Here is a 20,073-nt window from a genome sequence, read left to right as displayed (position 1 = left end):
CCGGCTCCGCCGACCCCGCCGTTGCCGAACAGACCGGCGTCACCGCCGCGTCCGCCGGTCTGGCCGGAGGCGCCTGATCCGCCGTTGCCGCCGTTGCCCCATAGGATCCCGCCTGCCCCACCTGCCTGCCCGGTGCCCGCGGCGCCGTTATAACCGTCACCGATGAGCGGGCGCCCCAGCAAAGTATTGGTCGGTGCGTTGATCAACCCGAGTACGTCTCGCTCAAGGATCTGCAAAGGGGACAAGTTTGCGGTCTCAGCGGCCGCATATGCCGCGCCGCCGGCGCCCAGCGTGCGCATGAAGTCTTCATGAAACTGCGCTACTTGGATGCTGAGCTTCTGGTAATCCTGCCCGAAGGCGCCGAACACCCCCGACACCGCCGCCGACACCTCATCTCCGGCCAGCGGGACGATCTCGGTGGTCCAGGGAGCCGCAACCATATTGGCCGCCCGAAGCACCTCGCCCAGACCCCGCAGGTCACCCGCCGCCAGGGCCAACACCTCGGGGGATGCGATCAAAAAAGAGGACATACCCGGTGCTCCTTGACCTCGCGCTGAGCGATCAGCGATGACTGCGCCCAAGACGTTATCGCGCGGGCGCAGAATCGTCAGTATTCAAACTCAAAAATTCTTCAACATTTTCGGGAAGTTCATAAAACGGCGATTCTTGACTCGACGATTTCCGCAGATGCGTACAATTTCGGCTTCCTAAACTGCCGAAGTCTTTTGTTACATTGAAAGTCTTGGCGCACAACGAATTTCGGGTTCAGAACCTTCGCAAAAGGTTGCAGTGAGGCGGTGGGCCGGGTATGCGAGTACCGCTGTCTGGAATAAGATTCCACTTCAACACCCCTCCCGAACGGATCAACCGACTTCGGGCAGCAATCCAGGGTTGATTTGGCCTTTTCTAGATATACGCGGGTCAGCGATCGCCGCGGGTGGCGATCACCCGCTGCGCGACGTCGACCAGCGAGGTGTTGCTCTCCTGGGACAGCCGGCGCAGCATGTCGAAAGCCCGAACGTCGTCGATGTCGTAGCGCTCCATGATGATGCCCTTGGCCTGACCGATGCGGTCCCTGCTCGCCACCGCCGACCGAAGGTTCTCGCTGTGGCGACTGGCCATGATCGCCGCGGCGGCGTGGGCGGCCAGCACCGTGCCGATCGTTTGTCGCTCGACGTCCCACTGCGTCGGTTGGTAGCCGAACAGGTTCAACGCACCGGCGGTGCGCTCCTGGGTGTACAGGCGAAACGACATTCCGCTGAGCACGCCCAGCTTCGTAACGGCCGCCGAATAGGCGGGCCAGCGCGTTTCGTTGCGGAAGTCGTCAGTGCGCACCACGTCGTAGTCGGAGGACGAGGCTGCCTCGATGCAGGGTCCCTCGTTGAGGGTGTGTTGCAGTTCGTCGAGCTCGTGCGGCAGCTCGTTGGTAGTGGCAACCGAATCGAACCGGCCACCTTTACCGATCAGCAGAATGCCGGCGGTGTCGACTCCCTCGATCAGCTCCACCGCGGCGGAGGTGACCTCGGTCAAGATGTCTTCGACGCGACGGGGTGTCGCGACTACGCGCGCCAGCTCGGCCATACGCAGCGCAAGGTCGTGGTTGGAGGGCTGGGGCATGGACCCGAGTCTGCCACCCGCTAAACGGCGGTCAAACCGTCGGCCACTTTGACGGTGGTAGTCCGTCATGGTCCGCCACCGGGTGCCCACGGGGAGTTGCCTACCGGTGACGGCAGATTGCGGCCCAGCTGAAGAATTGGCGCGAGCGTTCGCCCGCATGTCGGAGATGTTGCTCAGCAGACGACGGTGTCGACGGGTGGCGATCACCCGCTGTGCGATGTCGACCAACGCGGTGTTGCTCTTTTGGGACAGCCGGCGCAGCATGTCGCAGGCCTGAACGTCGTCGACGTCGTCGCGCTCCATGACGATGCCCGAACGAAGGTTTTCGCTGTGGCGACTGGCCATGATCGCCGCGGCCGCGTGGGCGGCCAGCACGAGATGCGGCAGGCGCCCGGCTCAGTTCGGCCATGCGCACCGCCACGTCGAGGTTGCCCGGCTGCGACATACCCTTACGTTAGCCCGCCGTACCGCTGGTCAAACGACGCCGGGACCGGCGTTCGGTCGACTACCCCGAGCGCCCGTCCCGGCCCTGCATCAGAGCAGCCGGAGCAGCCGCAGATCGCTGATGTATTTGGCGATGATCGCCGGCGTGACATGCGGGATGTCCTTGTCCGGGCCGATCTTGGCCTCCTGCACCGCCGCGCGGAACCGGTCCGTGGGTGCCAGCGAGCCGCGTAGCGGCTGCTGGGGCTTCTGGTAGTTGTGCAGCAACGGCAGCAGTGAGGCCTGGCGCTGTTTCTCCGGCAGGCCTCGCAGCGAGGTCTCGAACCGCTGCAGCCATTCCCCGTAGTCGGCGATGCGCGCGATAGCGCAACCGGCTCCGGCCGGGTCGACGAGCCAGTCCACGAACTCGTCCATGCCGATGCCGTCGTCGTAGGGGTTCATGACGTGGTAGGTCTGGAACCCCTCGCCGACGTTCTGGGCCCCCAACGTGGAGATGGCCTCGGCGATGAACTCGACCGGCAGGCCGTCGTAGTGGGCCCGCTGCCGGTTGCCTTCGGCGTCGGTCTCGTAGAACGATTCCGGCGCAATCCCGGTCGCCGCCAGGCTGAGCATCATGCGGGTGAACATGTCCGGCACGTTGAGCTGACCGGCGTAGGTCGTGTCGGCCAGGATCATGTCGCAGCGGAACACGGCCACCGGCAGTCCGCACAGGTCGTGGGCCTCACGCAGCAGGACTTCGCCGGCCCATTTGCTGTTGCCGTAACCGTTGGCATAGCTGTCGTTGATCGCGCGGGTAGCGCTGATCCGGCGAATGTCGGCGTCCTCGGTGAACTGTCCCGGCTTGATCTGGTCGCCCACCCCGATCGTCGACACGTACGTGTACGGCTTCTGCCTGCCGGTCAGCGCGAGCTTGATCAGCTCGGCGGTACCCAGTGCGTTGGGGCCGAACAGTTCGCTGTAGGGCAGCACGTGGTTGACCAGGGCAGCCGGGTCGACGATCAGGTCGACGGTGTCCGCCAGCCGTTGCCAGACCTGCGGGTCCAGGCCGAGACCGGCCTCACCCTTGTCCCCGGCAATGACCTCCAAATGGTCGGCGGCCAGCCGCTGGTAGTGGGCCAGCAGCGCCGGATCGCCGCTATCGAAGGTCCGGTCCAGGCGGGTCCGGGCCTCCTCGTCGGACTTCGCCCGCACCAGCGCGATCACCCTGCCATCGACCAGATCCATTCGTTCCAGCCAGTCCAGGGCCAGGTAGCGCCCGAGGAACCCGGTGGCGCCGGTCAACAAAACGGTACGCACCTCGGCGCTCGGCTTGGGCAGCTGCGGCGCGGCGTCCAGCGTCGCGGCGTCGAGGAACTTGTCGAGTGTCAGGTCGCTCGCGTGCACCTCCACCGCGTCGCGACCGTGCACGGCGGCAAAGCTCGGCCGCTTGGCTCCCTGCCGTTCGGCCTCGATGTAGGTTGCGATCGCCTGCAGATCGTTGGCCGGGCTGACGATGACCGCCACCGGCACGTCGATGTCGAAGATCTCTCGCAGCAGGTTGCCGAATGTCAACGCCGACAACGAATCTCCGCCCAGGTCGGTGAAGTGCGCGTCGGGCGGCAGGTCGCTGCTCGCGGTGCCGAGCAGCGCGGCCGCGGCCCGGCTCACCGTGTCCAGCACCGGGCCGTCCGCCCCGCTGCGGCGCAGCTCGGTCAGCACGCTGGCCTGCCCCGCGGCCAGGTCGGCGTAGAGCTGTTCCAGCCGGTCGCCGTAGTGTGCCTTCAGCTTCGGCCATGCCAGCTTGCGGATGCCGGTCAACAAGCCGTTCTCCAGGGTGAACGGGGTCGTCTCGATGATGAAGTCCCGGGGCACCTCGTAGGACTGCAGGGCGGCCTCTTTCGCGACGCTCTGCAGCGAGTCGGCGATCATCGGCTTGAGTGCCTCGACGCCGTGCGTGGCCAGTGCGTCTTCGGTCGGCACTACCACTGCCAACAGGTAGGGATGCGCGCTGTTGCCGTAGACGTAGATCTGGCGCACCAGCGGGCTGTTGCCGAACACCGCCTCGAGCTTGGCGACGGTGACGAACTCGCCTTGGGCGAGCTTGAGCACGTTATTGCGGCGGTCGACGTAGCGAACCTGGTTCGGAGCGATCTCGGCGACGACGTCGCCGGTGCGGTAGTAGCCGTCCTCGTCGAACACGCCGGCCGTGATCTCCGGGCGCTTGTAGTAGCCGGGGAACATGTTCTCGGTCTTGAGCAGCAGCTCGCCTCGCGGGTACGGCCGGTCGGTGGTGAAGTAACCCAGATCCGGCACGTCGACCAGCTTGTAGTCGATGACCGGCGGGCGCTGCACCTCGCCGTCGAACAGCACCATTCCGGCTTCGGTGGATCCGTAGCCGTCCAGCAGGTGCATCTCCAGCAGCGACTCGGCCCAGGCCTTCAGTTCCGGGGAGGTGGGCGCCGAGCCCGTCATGGCGAAGATGAAGCGTCCACCCAGTAGCTGCTCGCGCTGCTCGACCAGCACTTGCGCCTGGACCGCCGCGCGCGCCGTGCCGTCCAACGTCCGGCGGTCCACTTCGCGCAGGAATTCGCCGTACAGGGTTTCCCAGATGCGCGGGACGAAGTTCAACTCGGTGGGCCGTACCAGGGCCAGGTCTTCCAGGAACGTTGACAGGTCGCTCTTGGCGGCGAAGTAGGCGGTACCGCCGTTGCCGAGCGTGCCGTAGAGGATGCCGCGCCCCATGACGTGGCTCATCGGCATGAAGTTCAGCGTGATCGAGGCGACTGTCGGCCCGAACCAGTTCTTGGCCGACCGGCGGAACATCTTGCCGACGTTGCGCTGCGGGTACATCGCGCCCTTGGGCGCCCCGGTGCTGCCGGAGGTGTAGATCAGCAGGGCCAGCGCGTCGTCGTTCACCTCGGTGATCCGGTGAGCGGGCAGCTCCGCGCCGCGCCGCAGCGCGGCGGCCAGCGTCTCGACCACCACACCAGTGTCGGCGAGGGCAGCCGCGGCGCGTTGAACGGCCTCCCGTTCGTCGTCGACCTGCGGGTGGTAGTCGAACACCACCAGCTTTGCGGGCGTGTCGGCCGCCCCGCGGATCAATTCGACGGCGTCCGTCAGCTGGTCCACGCTCGCGGCGATCAGGGTGGGTTCGGTCTCGGCGACGATCGGCTGCAGCTGGGTGATCGCCGCGCTGGTCTGCAGGGGCACCGACACCGCACCGACCTGGCCGAGTGCCATGTCGATCGTGGTGTAGTCCACGCTGTTGAAGCCGAGAACGCACACGCGGTCACCGGCCTGGACGCCGTCGGCGCTCAGGGCGCGGCCGAACGCGGCGATCCGGTCGCCGAGCTCGCGGTAGGTGATGGTCTCGAACCGGGGGAGCAGGTGCAGCGAGGTCCGCCCGGTCTTGGGGTCCGCGACGAACTCCACGGCCCGGTGGCCCAGTGCGGGCCGGTCGGCGTAACCGTCGACGACAGTCTGGATGACCTGCGGCAGCCGCAGCGCCGGGTTCTCCAGCGCCTCGGCTACGGCGGGGTCCGGCCGGGCGGCCGCGAACTGCGGGTCGGTGGCGGCGAGCCGCTCTGCTCGGCGTTCGAGCCGCTCTTCTGGTGTGGTCGTCATATCAGTCCTCTTTGAAATCAACCGGAAGAATGAAATCTAGGTGGCGCGGCGCTGCGCCCGATAAAAGAACGTTAGCTAAAGTAAAGATATTCCTCAATGAGCACGAACTGCCAGTCGGCTGTGAGTTGCGCCACCCGCTCAGGCGCGGGAGTCTTCCGGGTCGAGCGCATCGAGCAGCCGCTGCATCGTGGCGCACATGTGCGCGAAGTCCTCGGCGCCCACCAGTGCTGACCATCGGGCCTCGATGTCGGCCACCCGATCGCCGGCGTCGGCGAGCAGCCGCCGTCCGCGGTCGGTGAGGTCGATGAGTTTCGCGCGTCCGTCCTGCGGGTCGGGGCGGCGGGTCAGATATCCCAGCGTCGCCAGATCGTTCACGAGTTCGGACGTCGCCGCGAGGCTCAGCTGTGCCCGGGAGGCCAGCTCGGTCAGCCGGATGCCGCCCATCCGGATGTTGCCGAAGATCTGCAGGTGGGGATCGCGGATGTCGCCGTAACCCTGCTCGGCGTGCGGTGCGGCCAGGTCGGTGCGAAACCGCCGCGTCAACCGCACCAGGAGCTGTCCGACCGCCTGCCGATCCGCGGGCAGATCTCTTGACGTCGCCATGGTTCTCGAAGATACTATGGTTACCGAAGTTTCGGTTTCCGAAGTAAATGGGGTTGGCCATGAACAAGTTGATGGACGAGTTCGTCGAGACGGAGTTGGGCCGGTTGCACGTGCTGCGCCGGGGGAGCGGGCCGGTCACCGTCCTGTGGCACAGCTTGTTCCTCGATTCGCGGTCGTGGGGACCGCTGATCGACGCGCTCGAGGTGCGGGCGCCGCAGCGCGCGGTGATCGCCGTCGACGGGCCGTCGCACGGCGGCAGCGCGCCGGTCAAGCGCGATTTCACGTTCGACGAGTGCGTTCAAGCCGCTGCCGACGTGCTGGACGGGCTGGGCATCTCCGAGCCGGTCGACTGGGTCGGCAACGCGTGGGGCGGACACATCGGGATTCTGCTGGCGGCGACCCAGCCGCGGCGGATCCGCTCCCTGGCCACCGTCGGCACCCCGGTGCACGGGATCAGTCCGCGCTTCCGCGTCACGAAAGGGTGGCCGTTGGTGGCGCTGTATCGGCTGTTCGGTCCTACGCGGCTGGTCTGCGATCCGCTGTCAATGGCTCTGCTGGGACCGGACGGCTCCGCAGCGGTGATGGACGCGTTCCGGCAGGCCGACCGCACCGGGATGTATCACGCTGCGCGATCGATGATGCTCAAGCGGCCGGATCTGCACGATCGGCTGCCGCACGTTTGCGCGCCGACGCTGATGCTGGCCGCGCACGACGACGACGAAGGCTGGCCGCCGCACGAGGCCAGGGCCGCCTGCGCCGGCATGCGCAATGCCCGGGCTGACGTGGTGATGGGCGGCGGGCGGGTGGCGCCGCTGCTGGTGGACGCGCCAGCGGTGGCGCGGACGCTGGTCGACTTCTGGGATGCCGCAGAGTCCGCCCCGCCGCGACACTGACACCAGCCACACGACTCGCCGACGCGGGTGTGCGTGCCTGCAATCTGGGGCGCCCGAGGGTGGGCGATTCACAGATCGGCGAGCAGCCCCGTCACCACTTCCAGACCTTCGGTCAGCAGCTCGTCGGTGATGGCCAGGGGTGGCAGCAGTCGGATGATGTTGCCGAACATGCCGCAGGTCAGCACGATGACGCCGGCGGCATGCGCCGCGGTGGCCAACCGCAGCGTCAGTTCCGGGTCGGGCTCCGAGGTGCCGGACTTCACCAGCTCGATGGCGATCATGGCGCCGCGGCCGCGCACGTCCCCGATGCGGTCGTCGCCGGCCTGCAGCCGCAGCAGCGGTTCGGTCAACAGGCGCTCGATCTCGCGTGCCCGTTCGATCAGCCCGTCGGATTCGATGGTGGCGATGGTGGCCAGTGCCGCCGCGCACGCGACGGGATTGCCGCCGAAGGTCCCACCCAGCCCGCCCGCGTGCGGGGCGTCCATGACCTCGGCGCGACCGGTGATCGCCGAGAGCGGCAGCCCGTCGGCGATGCCTTTGGCCGTCACGATGATGTCGGGCGCCACGCCCTCGTGCTCGCAGGCGAACATGTCGCCGCTGCGCGCGAATCCGGTTTGCACCTCGTCGGCGATGAACACCACGTCGTTCTCCCGGCACCACCGCAGCAGTGCGGGCAGGAACCCCTCGGCCGGGACGATGAAACCGCCCTCGCCCTGAATCGGCTCGATGATGACCGCCGCCAGATTCTGCGCACCGACCTGCTTGTCGATGACGCTGATGGCCCGGGCCGCGGCCTTCTCGCCGTCGGTGGCCAACTCCTTGTCGAGCAGCGCGTCGCGGTACGGGTAGGACATCGGAGCGCGGTAGATCTCCGGGGCGAACGGCCCGAATCCGCTCTTGTAGGGCATCGATTTGGCGGTCAGCGCCATGGTCAGGTTGGTTCGGCCGTGATAGGCGTGGTCGAAGGCGACCACGGCCGACTTGCGAGTGAAGGTGCGCGCGACCTTGATGGAGCTCTCGACCGCCTCGGCGCCGGAGTTGAACAGCACCGAACGTTTCTCACCGTCGCCCGGGGTGATCCGGTTCAGCTCCTCGGCCACGGCGACGTAACCCTCGTAGGGCGTCACCATGAAGCAGGTGTGGGTGAACTCGTCGACCTGCCGGCGCACCGCCTCCACGACGGGTGGGGCCGCGTTGCCGATCGTGGTCACCGCGATACCGGAACCCAGGTCGATGAGCCGGTTGCCGTCCACGTCCTCCACGACGCCGCCACCGGCGCGGGCCACGAACACCGGCAGGGTGACGCCCACGCCGTGCGACACGGCGGCGGTGCGGCGCTTGTTCAACCGCAACGACGCGGGACCCGGGATCTCGGTGGCCAAATGGCGGCTCTGCTCGAGGCTGGCCACGGACTCCTCCTCCCGCGGACGCGCAGGTCACGTCGCGGGTAAAAGCCTAGCCGGTGACGGGCTGGACGGTGCCGGTCGGTTTGCGACCTGCGGTAATGGCAGACTGGACCGTTAGCGACGTGAGCGAGCCCGGGTCAGACCCGGCACCGTCCCCGGATCGTGGGGAAATTTCGAGCACTACCGATACGAAAGACAGGCGTGTTGATGGAGAGTTTTGTCTTGTTCCTGCCGTTCCTGCTCATCATGGGCGGGTTCATGTACTTCGCCTCGCGGCGGCAGCGGAAGGCGATGCAGGCCACCATCGACCTGCACGAGTCATTGCAGCCGGGCGACCGGGTCCACACCACCTCGGGGCTGGAGGCGACGGTCGTCAGCTTCACCGACGACACGGTCGAACTCGAGATCGCACCCGGGGTGGTGACGACCTGGATGAAGCTGGCGGTGCGCGACCGCATCCTGCCCGACGACGATGACGAGGACTATGAGGTCGAGAGCACCGCATTGGAGTTGGGCGAGGACGAGATCGCCGACTCCGAGTCCGGCCGCGTCATCAAGGATTCCTGACCCACACCGACTGCCGCGCGGGCGACGTCCGTCGCGGCGCGGCACGTAGTCTTTCCGGAGGCTCTGTCCAGGGCCGGACCTATCCTCAAAGACCGATTCTCAAGGAGACAGAAGGAACGTGGCATCGTCTTCGGCGCCGGTGCAGCCTGCCCGCTACCTGTCGGTGTTCCTGCTCATGTTCGTCGGCGTCTATTTGTTGGTGTTCCTGACCGGGGACAAGAAGGCCACCCCCAAGCTGGGGATCGACCTGCAGGGTGGAACCCGGGTGACGTTGACCGCGCGAACTCCGGACGGTTCCCGTCCGAGTCGGGACGCATTGGCGCAGGCCCAGCAGATCATCAGCTCGCGGGTCAACGGGCTCGGCGTCTCTGGGTCCGAAGTCGTCGTCGACGGTGACAACCTGGTCATCACCGTGCCCGGCAGCGACGGGAACGAGGCTCGTGACCTGGGCCAGACGGCGCGCCTCTACATCCGGCCGGTGATCAACTCGATGCCGGCCCAGAAGGCTCCGGAGGAGCCCAAACCAGGTCAGCCGCCGGCCGGCGGCCAGCCCGGTGCTCCCGCCCCGGCTCCCGGCGCCCCGGCGCCGGGTGCACCCGGCGCGCCCGCGCCCGGCGCCCCGGCACCTGTTCCCGGTGCTCCCGGCGCCGGGGTCCCCGCGCCGCCGCAGTCGGGCGCGCCGGCGCCGCCGCGCGGTCAGCCCAGGCCGTATCCGCAGGATCCGGCGCCCAGCCCCTCGCCTACGCCCCCGCCCGGCAGCTCGCCGGCCCCCGGCCCTGGTCCCTCGCCGGCGCCGACGGGCGCAGCGCCCCCCACCGAGGCGCCGCCCACCGACGTGCCGGCCGCCCCGGATCCACGTAAGGATCTTGCCGAGCGCATCGCGCAAGAGAAGAAGTGGCGACAGAACACCAGCCAGTACATCCAGATGGTCGCACTGCAGTTCCAGGCGACTCGCTGCGACAAAGACGACATCCTGGCCGGCAACGACGACCCGAAGCTGCCGCTGGTCACCTGCTCGACCGACCACAAGACCGCATACCTGCTGGCGCCGTCCATCATCAGCGGTGACCAGATTCAGGACGCCACCTCCGGAATGAACCAGAGCAGCCTGGGCTATGTGGTGGACCTGCAGTTCAAGAGTGCCGCCGCCAACGTCTGGGCCGATTACACCGCCGCTCATACCGGCACCCAGACGGCCTTCACGCTGGATTCCCAGGTGGTCAGCGCGCCGATGATCAGGGAACCCATCCCCGGTGGGCGCACCCAGATCAGCGGCGGTGACCCACCGTTCAGCGCGGCTACCGCCAAACAACTGGCCAATGTCCTGAAGTACGGGTCGCTGCCGTTGTCGTTCGAGTCGTCGGAAGCCCAAACTGTCTCGGCCACACTGGGATTGACGTCGCTGCGGGCCGGCCTGATCGCCGGTGGTATCGGTCTGGTGCTGGTGCTGCTGTATTCGCTGCTCTACTACCGGGTGCTGGGACTGCTGACGGCGTTGTCGCTGGTGGCTTCCGGCGCCATGGTTTTCGCGATCCTGGTGCTGCTGGGCCGGTACATCAACTACACCCTGGACCTGGCCGGCATCGCGGGTCTGATCATCGGTATCGGCACCACCGCCGACTCCTTCGTCGTGTTCTTCGAACGCATCAAAGACGAGATACGCGAAGGCCGTTCGTTCCGGTCGGCGGTTCCCCGGGGCTGGGCGCGGGCCCGCAAGACCATCGTGTCCGGTAACGCCGTCACCTTCCTGGCGGCCGCGGTGCTGTACTTCCTGGCCATCGGGCAGGTGAAGGGATTCGCGTTCACCCTGGGCCTGACCACCATCCTCGACCTGGTGGTGGTGTTCCTGGTCACCTGGCCACTGGTGTACCTGGCTTCCAAGTCGCCGAGGCTGGGCAAGCCGGCATACAACGGTCTGGGCGCAGTCCAGCAGGTCGCACGCGAACGCCGGGCGTCGAGTTCGGCGGCAAAGACGGGACGGGGTTAAGCCATGGCGTCAACCAAGGCCACCGAAGCCATCGAGCCCGACGATGAGCCCAAATCCACTGGGCCCCAACGCAGTTTCCTGTCCCGCCTCTACACCGGCACCGGTGCGTTCGAGGTGGTGGGGCGCCGCAGGCTCTGGTACGGCATCAGTGGAACAATCATGGCGGTCGCGGTCCTGGCCATCCTGATTCGCGGTTTCACCTTCGGTATCGACTTCAAGGGCGGCACCACGGTTTCCATGCCGTCGGCCGGTTCGTCAGGCACGATCCAGGTCGAGCAGGTCGAGAACGTCTTTCACAGCGCCATCGGCAAAGAGCCCGAATCGGTGGTCACCGTCGGCAAGGGTTCGTCGGCAACCGTGCAGATCCGGTCGGAGACACTGACCAACGAGCAGACCGAGAAGTTGCGCAACGCACTGTTCGACGCCTTCCACCCCAAGGGTCCCGACGGAACTGCCAGCAAGAAAGCCATCAGCGACGCGGCGGTGTCGGAGACCTGGGGCGGTCAGATCACCAAGAAGGCGGTAATCGCGCTGTTGGTGTTCCTGGTGCTGGTCGCCGTCTACATCACGGTGCGTTACGAGCGCTACATGACACTGTCGGCACTGGCGGCCATGATCTTCGACATCACGGTCACCGCCGGCGTCTACGCCCTGGTGGGCTTTGAAGTCACCCCTGCGACCGTGATCGGGCTGCTGACGATCCTCGGCTTCTCGATCTACGACACCGTCATCGTGTTCGATAAGGTCGAGGAGAACACACACGGCTTCCAGCACACCACCCGGCGCACCTTTGCCGAACAGGCCAACCTGGCCGTCAACCAGACGTTCATGCGCTCGATCAACACCAGCTTGATCTCGGTCTTGCCGGTAGTGGCACTGATGGTGGTGGCGGTGTGGCTGCTGGGCGTCGGCACGCTGAAGGACCTGGCTTTGGTGCAGCTCATCGGCATCATGGTCGGTACCTACTCGTCGATCTTCTTCGCCACCCCGTTGCTGGTCACCCTGCGGGAGCGCACCGATCTGGTGCGCACCCACACCCGGCGGGTGCTGCGCCGACGTAATGCCGGCGCGGCCAGCGAGCAGCCGCCGGTCAAGGGGGAGTCCGACGCCGACGAGGCCCACGACGCCGATTCCGGCGTTAAGGCGGCGCAGGAGGTGACCGAGGCCGTCACCGTCAACAGGCCGGCGCCGACCAACAAGCCGGCGCCGGGGGCGCGGCCGGTTCGCCCCACCGGCACGCGGCGGCCCACCGGCAAGCGAAACGCCGGCAAGCGGTAGGCCGCATGTCCACCTGGTCTCGCTGGCGCACAGCCATGCTGGCCACTGGCGTGACTGCGGTGCTGGTCACGTCCGTAGTGACCGCCTGCTCGGGCAGTGCCGCGGGGCAGGTCGACTATGTCGTGGACGGCCCGCTGTCCACCTACAACACCAATACCGTGATCGGCGCCGCCTCGGCCGGGGCTCAGGCGTTCGCCCGCACCCTCACCGGGTTCGGCTACCACGGTCCAGACGGGCAGGTCGTCGCCGACCACGACTTCGGAACCATCTCGGTGGTGGGCGGGGCGCCGCTGGTGCTCGATTATCAAATCGCCGACAACGCAGTCTATTCCGACGGCAAGCCGGTGACGTGTGACGATCTGGTGTTGGCCTGGGCGGCTCAATCCGGGCGCTTCGGCGGATTCGACGCCGCCACCCAGGCCGGGTACGTCGACATCGCCAACATCGAGTGCACACCCGGCCAGAAGAAGGCCCGGGTGTCGTTCATCCCGGACCGCGGCTTCGTCGATTACACCCAGCTGTTCACCGCGACGTCGATGATGCCGTCGCACGTCATCTCCGACACCCTGGGCACCGACATCACCACGGCGCTGCTTACCAATAAGGGCGCGGTGGCCGAACAGGTGGCCAAGGTGTGGAACAGCACCTGGGACCTCAAGCCGGGAATCGACCTCAAGCGCTTCCCGTCGTCCGGGCCGTACAAGATCGAGCGAGTGCTGGACGGCGGTGCGGTGGTGCTGGTCGCCAACGACCGCTGGTGGGGTCCCAGGGCGATCACCAAGCGGATCACCGTGTGGCCGCAGGGTGGTGACATCCAGGATCGGGTGAACAACCGCAGCGTCGACGTGGTCGATGTCGCGGCCGGCTCCTCGGGAGCGCTGGCCACCCCGGACAACTACGAGCGCACAGATGCGCCCTCAGCCGGCATCGAGCAGCTGATCTTCGCCCCCCAGGGGCCGCTCGCGGCCAGCGCTGCCCGCCATGCGTTCGCGTTGTGCACGCCACGGGACACCATCGCCCGCGACGCCGGAGTGCCGATCGCCAATTCCCGGCTGTCGCCGGCCGCTGAAGACTCGCTGTCCGCGGCCGAGGGCGCGACCGAGGCGGCCCAGTTCAACAAGGCCGATCCGAATGCCGCCCGCGCGGCCCTGGGCGGTGCGGCATTGACGGTGCGGATCGGCTACCGCGGCCCGAATGCCAGATTGGCGGCCACTGTCGGGTCCATCGCGGCATCGTGCGCACCGGCCGGAATCACCGTCTCGAGTGTGACGTTGGACACGTCCGGTCCGCAGGCGCTGCGGGACGGAAAGGTCGACGTACTGCTGGCCAGCACCGGTGGAGCCAGCGGCAGCGGATCCACCGGATCGTCGTCGGTGGACGCCTATGACCTGCACAGCGGCAACGGAAACAACCTGTCGAACTACGCGAATCCACAGGTCGACGGGATCATCAGCGCGCTGGCTGTCTCCGCCGACCCCGCCGAGCGTGTCAGATTGCTGTCCGAGAGTGCGCCGGTACTCTGGAATGACATTCCAACGTTGCCGTTGTACCGCCAGCAGCGCACGTTGTTGATGTCGAAAAAGATGTACGCCGTGAGCAGGAACCCGACCCGCTGGGGGGCGGGCTGGAACATGGACCGATGGGCGCTAATGCAGTGATGAATCTCAGGGGGAATGCCCCGGTGGCCGATGTGATCGCATCGCTGACCCGGGATGTGGAGAATTTCCCGACGCCCGGCATCAAATTCAAAGACCTCACCGCGCTGTTCGCCGACAGCGACGCGATGTCGGCGGTGATTGATGCCCTGGCCGACGTTGCGTCCGGCGCCGACCTGGTGGTCGGCATCGAGTCGCGGGGCGCCGTGGTAGCCGCCGCCCTCGCCTCGCGGTTGGGCACCGGCTTACTGTCCATCCGCAAGAGCGGCAAGCTGCCCCCGCCCGTCCTCAGCGAGGACTACCAGATGGAGTACGGCACGGCCACCATGGAGATACCGGCCGACAGCCTGGAGCTGGCGGGCCGCAACGTGGTGCTGATCGACGACGTGCTGGCCACCGGCGGCACCCTGGGCGCCGCGACCCGGTTGCTCGAACGGGTAGGCGCCAACATCACCCGTGCGGTGGTGGTTGTCGAGCTGGAGGCATTGGGCGGCCGCGATGCGATCGCACCGCTGCCGGTGCACAGCCTGAGCCGGGCATAGCATGCTGCCGGCCCGGGGCGTCCAACAGTTCCGCGTTTGCTGGCCGCGGGCGTGGCAACGCAGCCGATCGGCCCTTTGCGAATCGCCATCGGCTCGGTAAGGTAGTTTGCTGCAATCGACGGCGGCTTTCTCGAAATCAGGCGTTCAGCAGGTAGCGCGACACCTCGATGTGCGGACGTGACTGTGGTACGGCTGCTCGGACTCCGGCGTGACCGACGAGTTGCTTACCAGACGTCCGATCTTCTGGCGTACTGGTGCGGTGAGGTGGCTCGTGGACTTCTCGGGACGGTTCATGGCCGTATCCAGGGCGGCCGGCGATGAGTGAACAGGGGCCGCCCCCGGCAACTGCGACGGGATGGTTGCGGCCGTTGCTGTGGTCCTTCCTACCGGTGGCTGTCCTGTATGGAATCGCTTCGGAGTTGACCTGGCACACCTCCCGCGTGGCTTCGACGGGATTTGCCGCGGGCGCGAGCGCGTCGTGGCAGGCCTTCACCCCCGCGGTGGGGGTCGCGGTTCTTCCGTCAGCCGGGGTGGTGGTCGCGGCATTGCTGCTGAGCGGCGGCAGGCGATGGCCGGTGATTGTCGCCGCGGCCGTGGCAGCATCCGTTGTGGTCGATGCCGGCCACGGAATCACGTTGCCAGCCGCCGCGGGTCTGGCGGCCGCACACGCGGTGTCGCCGCTGGTGGGCGCTGCACTGGTGCGGTCCTGGTGTCAGGGTGCGCCGGATCTGAGGCGCCGCGGCGACTTTTTCCGGTTCGTGGCGGGGGCGTGCGTGCTGGGTCCGCTGGCCGGCGGCCTGCTGGGTGCGGCGGTGGGGGTGGAGTACGCCGGAATCTGGTGGCCGGCCGGAGTGCTGCGCTGGCTGGCCGGTGCCGGGGTGGGCACTTTGGTGGTGGCCGCGCCCGCGCTGCTGTGGCCGCGGCAGCGGCAGCTGATTCGTGCCCGACGACCAGAGGTTTTCCTCGTCACGGCGCTGACTGCTGTGGTCGCGGTGATCGCCTTCCGGTTGCCCGTGCCGCCTGCGCTGCTGCTGTTGCCGTTGCTGGCCTACGCGGCGTTTCGCCTGCAGGTGATCGGTGCAGCGCTGTGCGGCGCGGTGGTGGCGTTTGCGGCCGATTACCTGGCCGCGGCCGGATTCGGGCTGTTCGCCACCCTTCCGGTGGCCATCTGGGGGCGCTTGGCGGCCACCCAGTGCTTCATCGTGGTGCTCATGGTCGTGGCGGTGCTGATCGGCCAAGAGGCATCCAGTCGGGTGGCAGAGGTCAAGCAGCGCCAGGCCGAACAGCGGGAGAGGGACCGGCTCAGATCGCTGGCGGAACTGGGCCAGGCGCTGGCCGCCGCCACCACGCCCGACGAAATCGGCCAGGCAACCGCAGCCCATGTGCGTCATGCGGCCGGCGCCGACGCGCTGGTGCTCGGGCTGGTCAGCGAAGACGGCGCCACCTTGAACTGGTTGCACATGGCCGGCCACCCGCCCGCGATCGAGGCCCAGTTCGGTCCTGGGTTATCACTGTTGCAACCGAGCGCAGCAGGCGACGCGGTTAATACCGCGACGCCGGTCTTGATCCGCAGCGTCGCCGAGTACCAGCAGCGCTACCCCCAGACCGTGCGGTGGATGACCGAATCGGAAGCCGCCTCGATCGGGTCGTGGCCGCTGATGGTGGGCAGCCGCGCGGTCGGGGTGTTGGGCCTGATGTGGAATGAGCCACAGCCGTTCGATGCCGCCCAGTGCGCGTACGCCTCGGCGGTGGCCACCCTGGTCACCCAGGCGGGGTTACGGGCTCGCGCCTACGCCGATGAGCACACCCGGGCGGAGACGTTGCAAGCGGCCGTGCTGCCGGCCCAGCCCAGCCAGGTCGGCGGCCTGGACGTGGGCGTCTGGTACGAGCCTGCCGCGGCGACGCACGGCCTGGGCGGGGACTGGTGGGATGTGCTGGCGCTGCCGAAGAACCGGACCTATCTCGCGGTCGGCGACGTGGTCGGTCACGGCCTGCCCGCTGTTGAGGACATGGCTCAACTGCGGGCCGCGGCGCGCGCACTGGCAATCCAGGGGCTCTCACCGGCCCGGCTGCTGGCCGAACTCAACGTCTTCACCGCCCACACCAGCCACGGCCAGTTCGCCACTGTGTCGGTGGCGATCTTCGACCATGCGTCAGGAACCCTGCGCTATGGCGCGGCCGGCCATCCGCCGCCGTTGCTGCTGCCCGCTGCCGGCGGCGAGGTGTCCCGGCTCAACGGGGGCCGTGGCCCGGTGCTCGGTCCCTTGCGCAACGTCACCTACGCCGAAGCCGCGGTCTCCATCGACTCCGGTGCCGTTCTGCTCATGTACACCGACGGTCTGATCGAACGCCGCGGGCCCGATCTTGACGTCGCCATCACCGACGTGCAGCATCACCTCAGAACCTGGCAGCCGCATATCCCCCTGCATCAAGCGTGTCGCGAGCTGGCGACCTGCTTTGCGGCACCCCAGCGCAAAGACGACACGTGCATCATGGCCGTCCGATTCCGACACGACGAGACTGCCCTGGCCGAGACGCCGCCGGTGGGCAGCAGAGGGGCAACCTGATGAACCACGGCGCTGATGATGAGCCGAACCCCCGCCCCAGGCCGGACGGGGTGACCGATGCCACGGTCGAGGCGGTAGGGGCGGTTTCTGAAGCACTGGAATGGGTGGAACGCGCCCGGGGCCAGCTGTATTCGTTTCACCAGTTGATGGGACGTGCGGACCTGATGCTCGGGGAGGCCTGCGATAAATTGCGCGCCGCCGGGCACGACGACGTCGCCGGGCGCCTCGAAGTCGAGATGGTGGGGCGCAACGTGCTGCCGGGACGGTGGACGTTCCAGATCGTCGAGGAATTCGACGACGGGTACTGGTCGGTATTGCGCGATCATGAGCGTCAGATTCGGGAAGCTCTACAGGGCGGGCTGCGGCACCTCTTCGAATCCGAGATGAAGGAATCCCGTCGTACGCATGGCCGCCGACACCACGAAGCGCGGCCCGGAGCGGGCGCAGCGGAACCAAATGATTCTTGACGGTGTTGTGCCCATGGGAGTGCCTGATGCCGGGCGACGGTGTCGGAGGCCGAGATATCCTCAAGGGCGGAGGTGACTGACGTGGCGGATGACCAGAGCACGCTGCAAGCTGCCGCGCCGCCCACTGAACCGCTACCGGTGGCCGAGATCCCCGAGCCGCCGGTAGAGCCGCAGAAGACCACCAGCAGCGCGTCCCGTCGGGTTCGTGCCCGGCTGGCGCGCCGGATGACGGCCCGCAGCGGCGCCATCAATCCGGTGCTCGAGCCGTTGGTGGCGGTGCACCGCGAGGTCTATCCCAAAGCCGACCTGTCCCTGCTGCAGCGTGCGTACGAGGTCGCCGACCAGAAGCACGCCACCCAGCTGCGGCACTCCGGCGACCCCTACATCACCCACCCGCTGGCCGTCGCCAACATCCTCGCCGAGTTGGGCATGGACACCACCACCTTGGTGGCCGCGCTGTTGCACGACACCGTCGAGGACACCGGCTACACCCTCGAGCAACTGTCCGAGGACTTCGGCGACGAGGTGGGCCACCTCGTCGACGGCGTCACCAAGCTGGACCGCGTGGTGCTGGGCAGCGCGGCCGAGGGCGAGACGATCCGCAAGATGATCACCGCGATGGCCCGCGACCCCCGGGTGCTGGTGATCAAGGTGGCCGACCGGCTGCACAACATGCGCACCATGCGCTTCCTGCCGCCGGAGAAGCAGGCCCGCAAGGCCCGCGAAACACTGGAAGTCATTGCGCCGCTTGCCCATCGGCTGGGGATGGCCAGTGTCAAATGGGAACTGGAAGACCTGTCGTTCGCGATTCTGCATCCCAAGAAGTACGAGGAGATCGTCCGGTTGGTGGCCGGCCGGGCGCCGTCGCGGGACACCTATCTGGCCAAGGTGCGTACCGAGATCAACTCGACTTTGAACGCATCGAAGATCAAGGCGACGGTAGAGGGCCGCCCCAAGCATTACTGGTCGATCTACCAGAAGATGATCGTCAAGGGCCGCGATTTCGACGACATCCACGACCTGGTCGGCATCCGCATCCTGTGCGACGAGATCCGCGACTGCTATGCCGCTGTGGGCGTGGTGCATTCACTGTGGCAGCCGATGGCCGGGCGGTTCAAGGACTACATCGCCCAGCCTCGGTACGGCGTCTATCAGTCGTTGCACACCACCGTCGTCGGGCCGGAGGGCAAGCCGCTGGAGGTGCAGATCCGCACCCGCGACATGCACAAGACCGCCGAGTTCGGCATCGCCGCGCACTGGCGCTACAAGGAAGCCAAGGGCCGCAACGGCGTTCCGCATCCCCACGCCGCCGCCGAGATCGACGACATGGCCTGGATGCGTCAACTGCTGGACTGGCAGCGGGAGGCCGCCGACCCCGGGGAATTCCTGGAATCGTTGCGTTACGACCTTGCCGTACAAGAGATTTTCGTGTTCTCGCCGAAGGGGGATGTCTTCACCCTGCCGACCGGATCCACCCCGGTGGACTTCGCTTACGCGGTGCACACCGAAGTGGGCCACCGCTGCATCGGCGCGCGCGTCAACGGACGACTGGTGGCGCTCGAGCGCAAGCTGGAAAACGGCGAAGTCGTAGAGGTTTTCACGTCCAAGGCCCAGAACGCCGGGCCGTCGCGGGACTGGCAGCAGTTCGTGGTGTCGCCGCGGGCCAAGACGAAGATCCGGCAGTGGTTCGCCAAGGAGCGCCGTGAGGAGGCGCTGGAGGCCGGCAAGGACGTCATGGCCCGCGAGGTGCGCCGCGGTGGACTTCCGTTGCAGCGTTTGGTCAATGGTGAATCGATGGCGGCAGTGGCCCGCGAGCTGCACTACGCCGACGTCTCGGCGATGTACACCGCGATCGGCGAGGGGCATGTTTCGGCGCGCCACGTGGTGCAGCGGCTGCTGGCCGAACTCGGCGGTCTCGACCAGGCCGAGGAGGAACTGGCCGAGCGCTCCACACCGACGACCATGCTGCGGCGTCCCCGCAGCACCGAGGATGTCGGGGTTTCGGTGCCCGGTGCACCGGGGGTGCTGACCAAGCTGGCCAAGTGCTGCACGCCGGTGCCGGGTGATCAGATCATGGGGTTCGTCACCCGCGGTGGCGGCGTGAGTGTGCACCGCACCGACTGCACCAACGCCGCGTCGCTGCAGCAACAGGCCGAGCGCATCATCGAGGTGCTGTGGGCACCGTCGGCGTCGTCGGTGTTCCTGGTGGCGATCCAGGTCGAGGCGCTCGACCGGCACCGGCTGCTGTCCGACATCACCCGGGTGCTGGCCGATGAGAAGGTGAACATCCTGTCGGCATCGGTCACCACGTCGGGTGACCGGGTGGCGATCAGCCGGTTCACCTTCGAGATGGGCGATCCCAAGCATCTGGGGCACCTGCTCAACGTGGTGCGCAACGTTGAGGGCGTATACGACGTGTATCGGGTGACGTCGGCTTCCTGAGG

At 67.3% G+C, this 20,073-nt stretch carries 14 protein-coding genes and 1 pseudogene; 9 read left to right on the top strand and 6 right to left on the bottom strand.

Annotated features, from left to right (window positions below):
* From AC5Y7D_RS07470 to AC5Y7D_RS07450, 5 genes and pseudogenes are all read right to left on the bottom strand, one after another.
* On the bottom strand, window positions 1-530 hold a 530-nt coding region (locus tag AC5Y7D_RS07470), incomplete at its 3' end, for a PE family protein (protein WP_499922669.1).
* A gap of 391 nt (window positions 531-921) precedes the next feature.
* Complete coding sequence (locus AC5Y7D_RS07465; RefSeq protein ID WP_499922728.1) at window positions 922-1,617, bottom strand: GAF and ANTAR domain-containing protein; 696 nt, start codon at window positions 1,615-1,617, stop codon at window positions 922-924.
* A gap of 192 nt (window positions 1,618-1,809) precedes the next feature.
* Window positions 1,810-1,992 (bottom strand): annotated as a pseudogene (locus tag AC5Y7D_RS07460) (ANTAR domain-containing protein); the annotation flags it as partial.
* Window positions 1,993-2,151: 159 nt separating this feature from the next.
* Entirely contained in the window at window positions 2,152-5,664 is a 3,513-nt protein-coding gene (gene car, locus AC5Y7D_RS07455; RefSeq protein WP_499922668.1) for a carboxylic acid reductase, read from the bottom strand.
* 138 nt (window positions 5,665-5,802) lie between these two features.
* Window positions 5,803-6,267, bottom strand: a complete 465-nt coding sequence (locus tag AC5Y7D_RS07450) for a MarR family winged helix-turn-helix transcriptional regulator (protein ID WP_499922666.1) — start codon at window positions 6,265-6,267, stop codon at window positions 5,803-5,805.
* 59 nt (window positions 6,268-6,326) lie between these two features.
* On the opposite strand from AC5Y7D_RS07450, the gene AC5Y7D_RS07445 reads away from it, so the two are divergent.
* Entirely contained in the window at window positions 6,327-7,160 is an 834-nt protein-coding gene (locus tag AC5Y7D_RS07445) for an alpha/beta fold hydrolase (RefSeq protein ID WP_499922664.1), read from the top strand.
* Between the two features lie 68 nt (window positions 7,161-7,228).
* Here the strand turns inward: AC5Y7D_RS07445 and gabT are convergent, their stop codons facing one another.
* Window positions 7,229-8,569, bottom strand: a complete 1,341-nt coding sequence (gene gabT / locus AC5Y7D_RS07440) for a 4-aminobutyrate--2-oxoglutarate transaminase (protein WP_499922663.1) — start codon at window positions 8,567-8,569, stop codon at window positions 7,229-7,231.
* Window positions 8,570-8,773: 204 nt separating this feature from the next.
* Here gabT and yajC point away from each other — a divergent pair, with 204 nt between their 5' ends.
* From yajC to AC5Y7D_RS07400, 8 genes are all read left to right on the top strand, one after another.
* A complete protein-coding gene (yajC, locus tag AC5Y7D_RS07435; protein ID WP_499922661.1) occupies window positions 8,774-9,133 on the top strand; it encodes a preprotein translocase subunit YajC in 360 nt (119 codons plus the stop codon).
* Between the two features lie 118 nt (window positions 9,134-9,251).
* Window positions 9,252-11,120 carry a protein translocase subunit SecD gene (gene secD / locus AC5Y7D_RS07430; RefSeq protein ID WP_499922660.1) on the top strand — a complete coding sequence of 623 codons (1,869 nt, stop codon included), beginning with the start codon at window positions 9,252-9,254 and terminating at the stop codon, window positions 11,118-11,120.
* Window positions 11,121-11,123: 3 nt separating this feature from the next.
* On the top strand, window positions 11,124-12,398 hold the full coding sequence (secF, locus tag AC5Y7D_RS07425) for a protein translocase subunit SecF (protein WP_499922658.1): 1,275 nt from the start codon (window positions 11,124-11,126) through the stop codon (window positions 12,396-12,398).
* 35 nt (window positions 12,399-12,433) lie between these two features.
* The gene (locus AC5Y7D_RS07420) at window positions 12,434-14,056 is read left to right on the top strand and encodes an ABC transporter substrate-binding protein (RefSeq protein ID WP_499922726.1); all 1,623 of its coding nucleotides are present in this window, start codon (window positions 12,434-12,436) and stop codon (window positions 14,054-14,056) included.
* Window positions 14,038-14,595, top strand: a complete 558-nt coding sequence (locus tag AC5Y7D_RS07415; RefSeq protein ID WP_499922656.1) for an adenine phosphoribosyltransferase — start codon at window positions 14,038-14,040, stop codon at window positions 14,593-14,595. Before AC5Y7D_RS07420 ends, AC5Y7D_RS07415 begins: the two co-directional genes overlap by 19 nt.
* A 317-nt stretch (window positions 14,596-14,912) precedes the next feature.
* Entirely contained in the window at window positions 14,913-17,162 is a 2,250-nt protein-coding gene (locus AC5Y7D_RS07410) for a SpoIIE family protein phosphatase (protein WP_499922654.1), read from the top strand.
* Complete coding sequence (locus AC5Y7D_RS07405) at window positions 17,162-17,629, top strand: hypothetical protein (RefSeq protein WP_499922653.1); 468 nt, start codon at window positions 17,162-17,164, stop codon at window positions 17,627-17,629. The genes AC5Y7D_RS07410 and AC5Y7D_RS07405 overlap by 1 nt, the downstream gene beginning before the upstream one ends.
* An 81-nt stretch (window positions 17,630-17,710) precedes the next feature.
* Entirely contained in the window at window positions 17,711-20,071 is a 2,361-nt protein-coding gene (locus AC5Y7D_RS07400) for a RelA/SpoT family protein (RefSeq protein ID WP_499922651.1), read from the top strand.
* Window positions 20,072-20,073: the final 2 nt, after the last annotated feature.

This window comes from Mycobacterium sp. NGS49 (assembly GCF_059812565.1).
The sequence above is the reverse complement of the archived record's forward strand: the minus strand, read 5'-3'. Positions and strand labels throughout refer to the sequence as shown.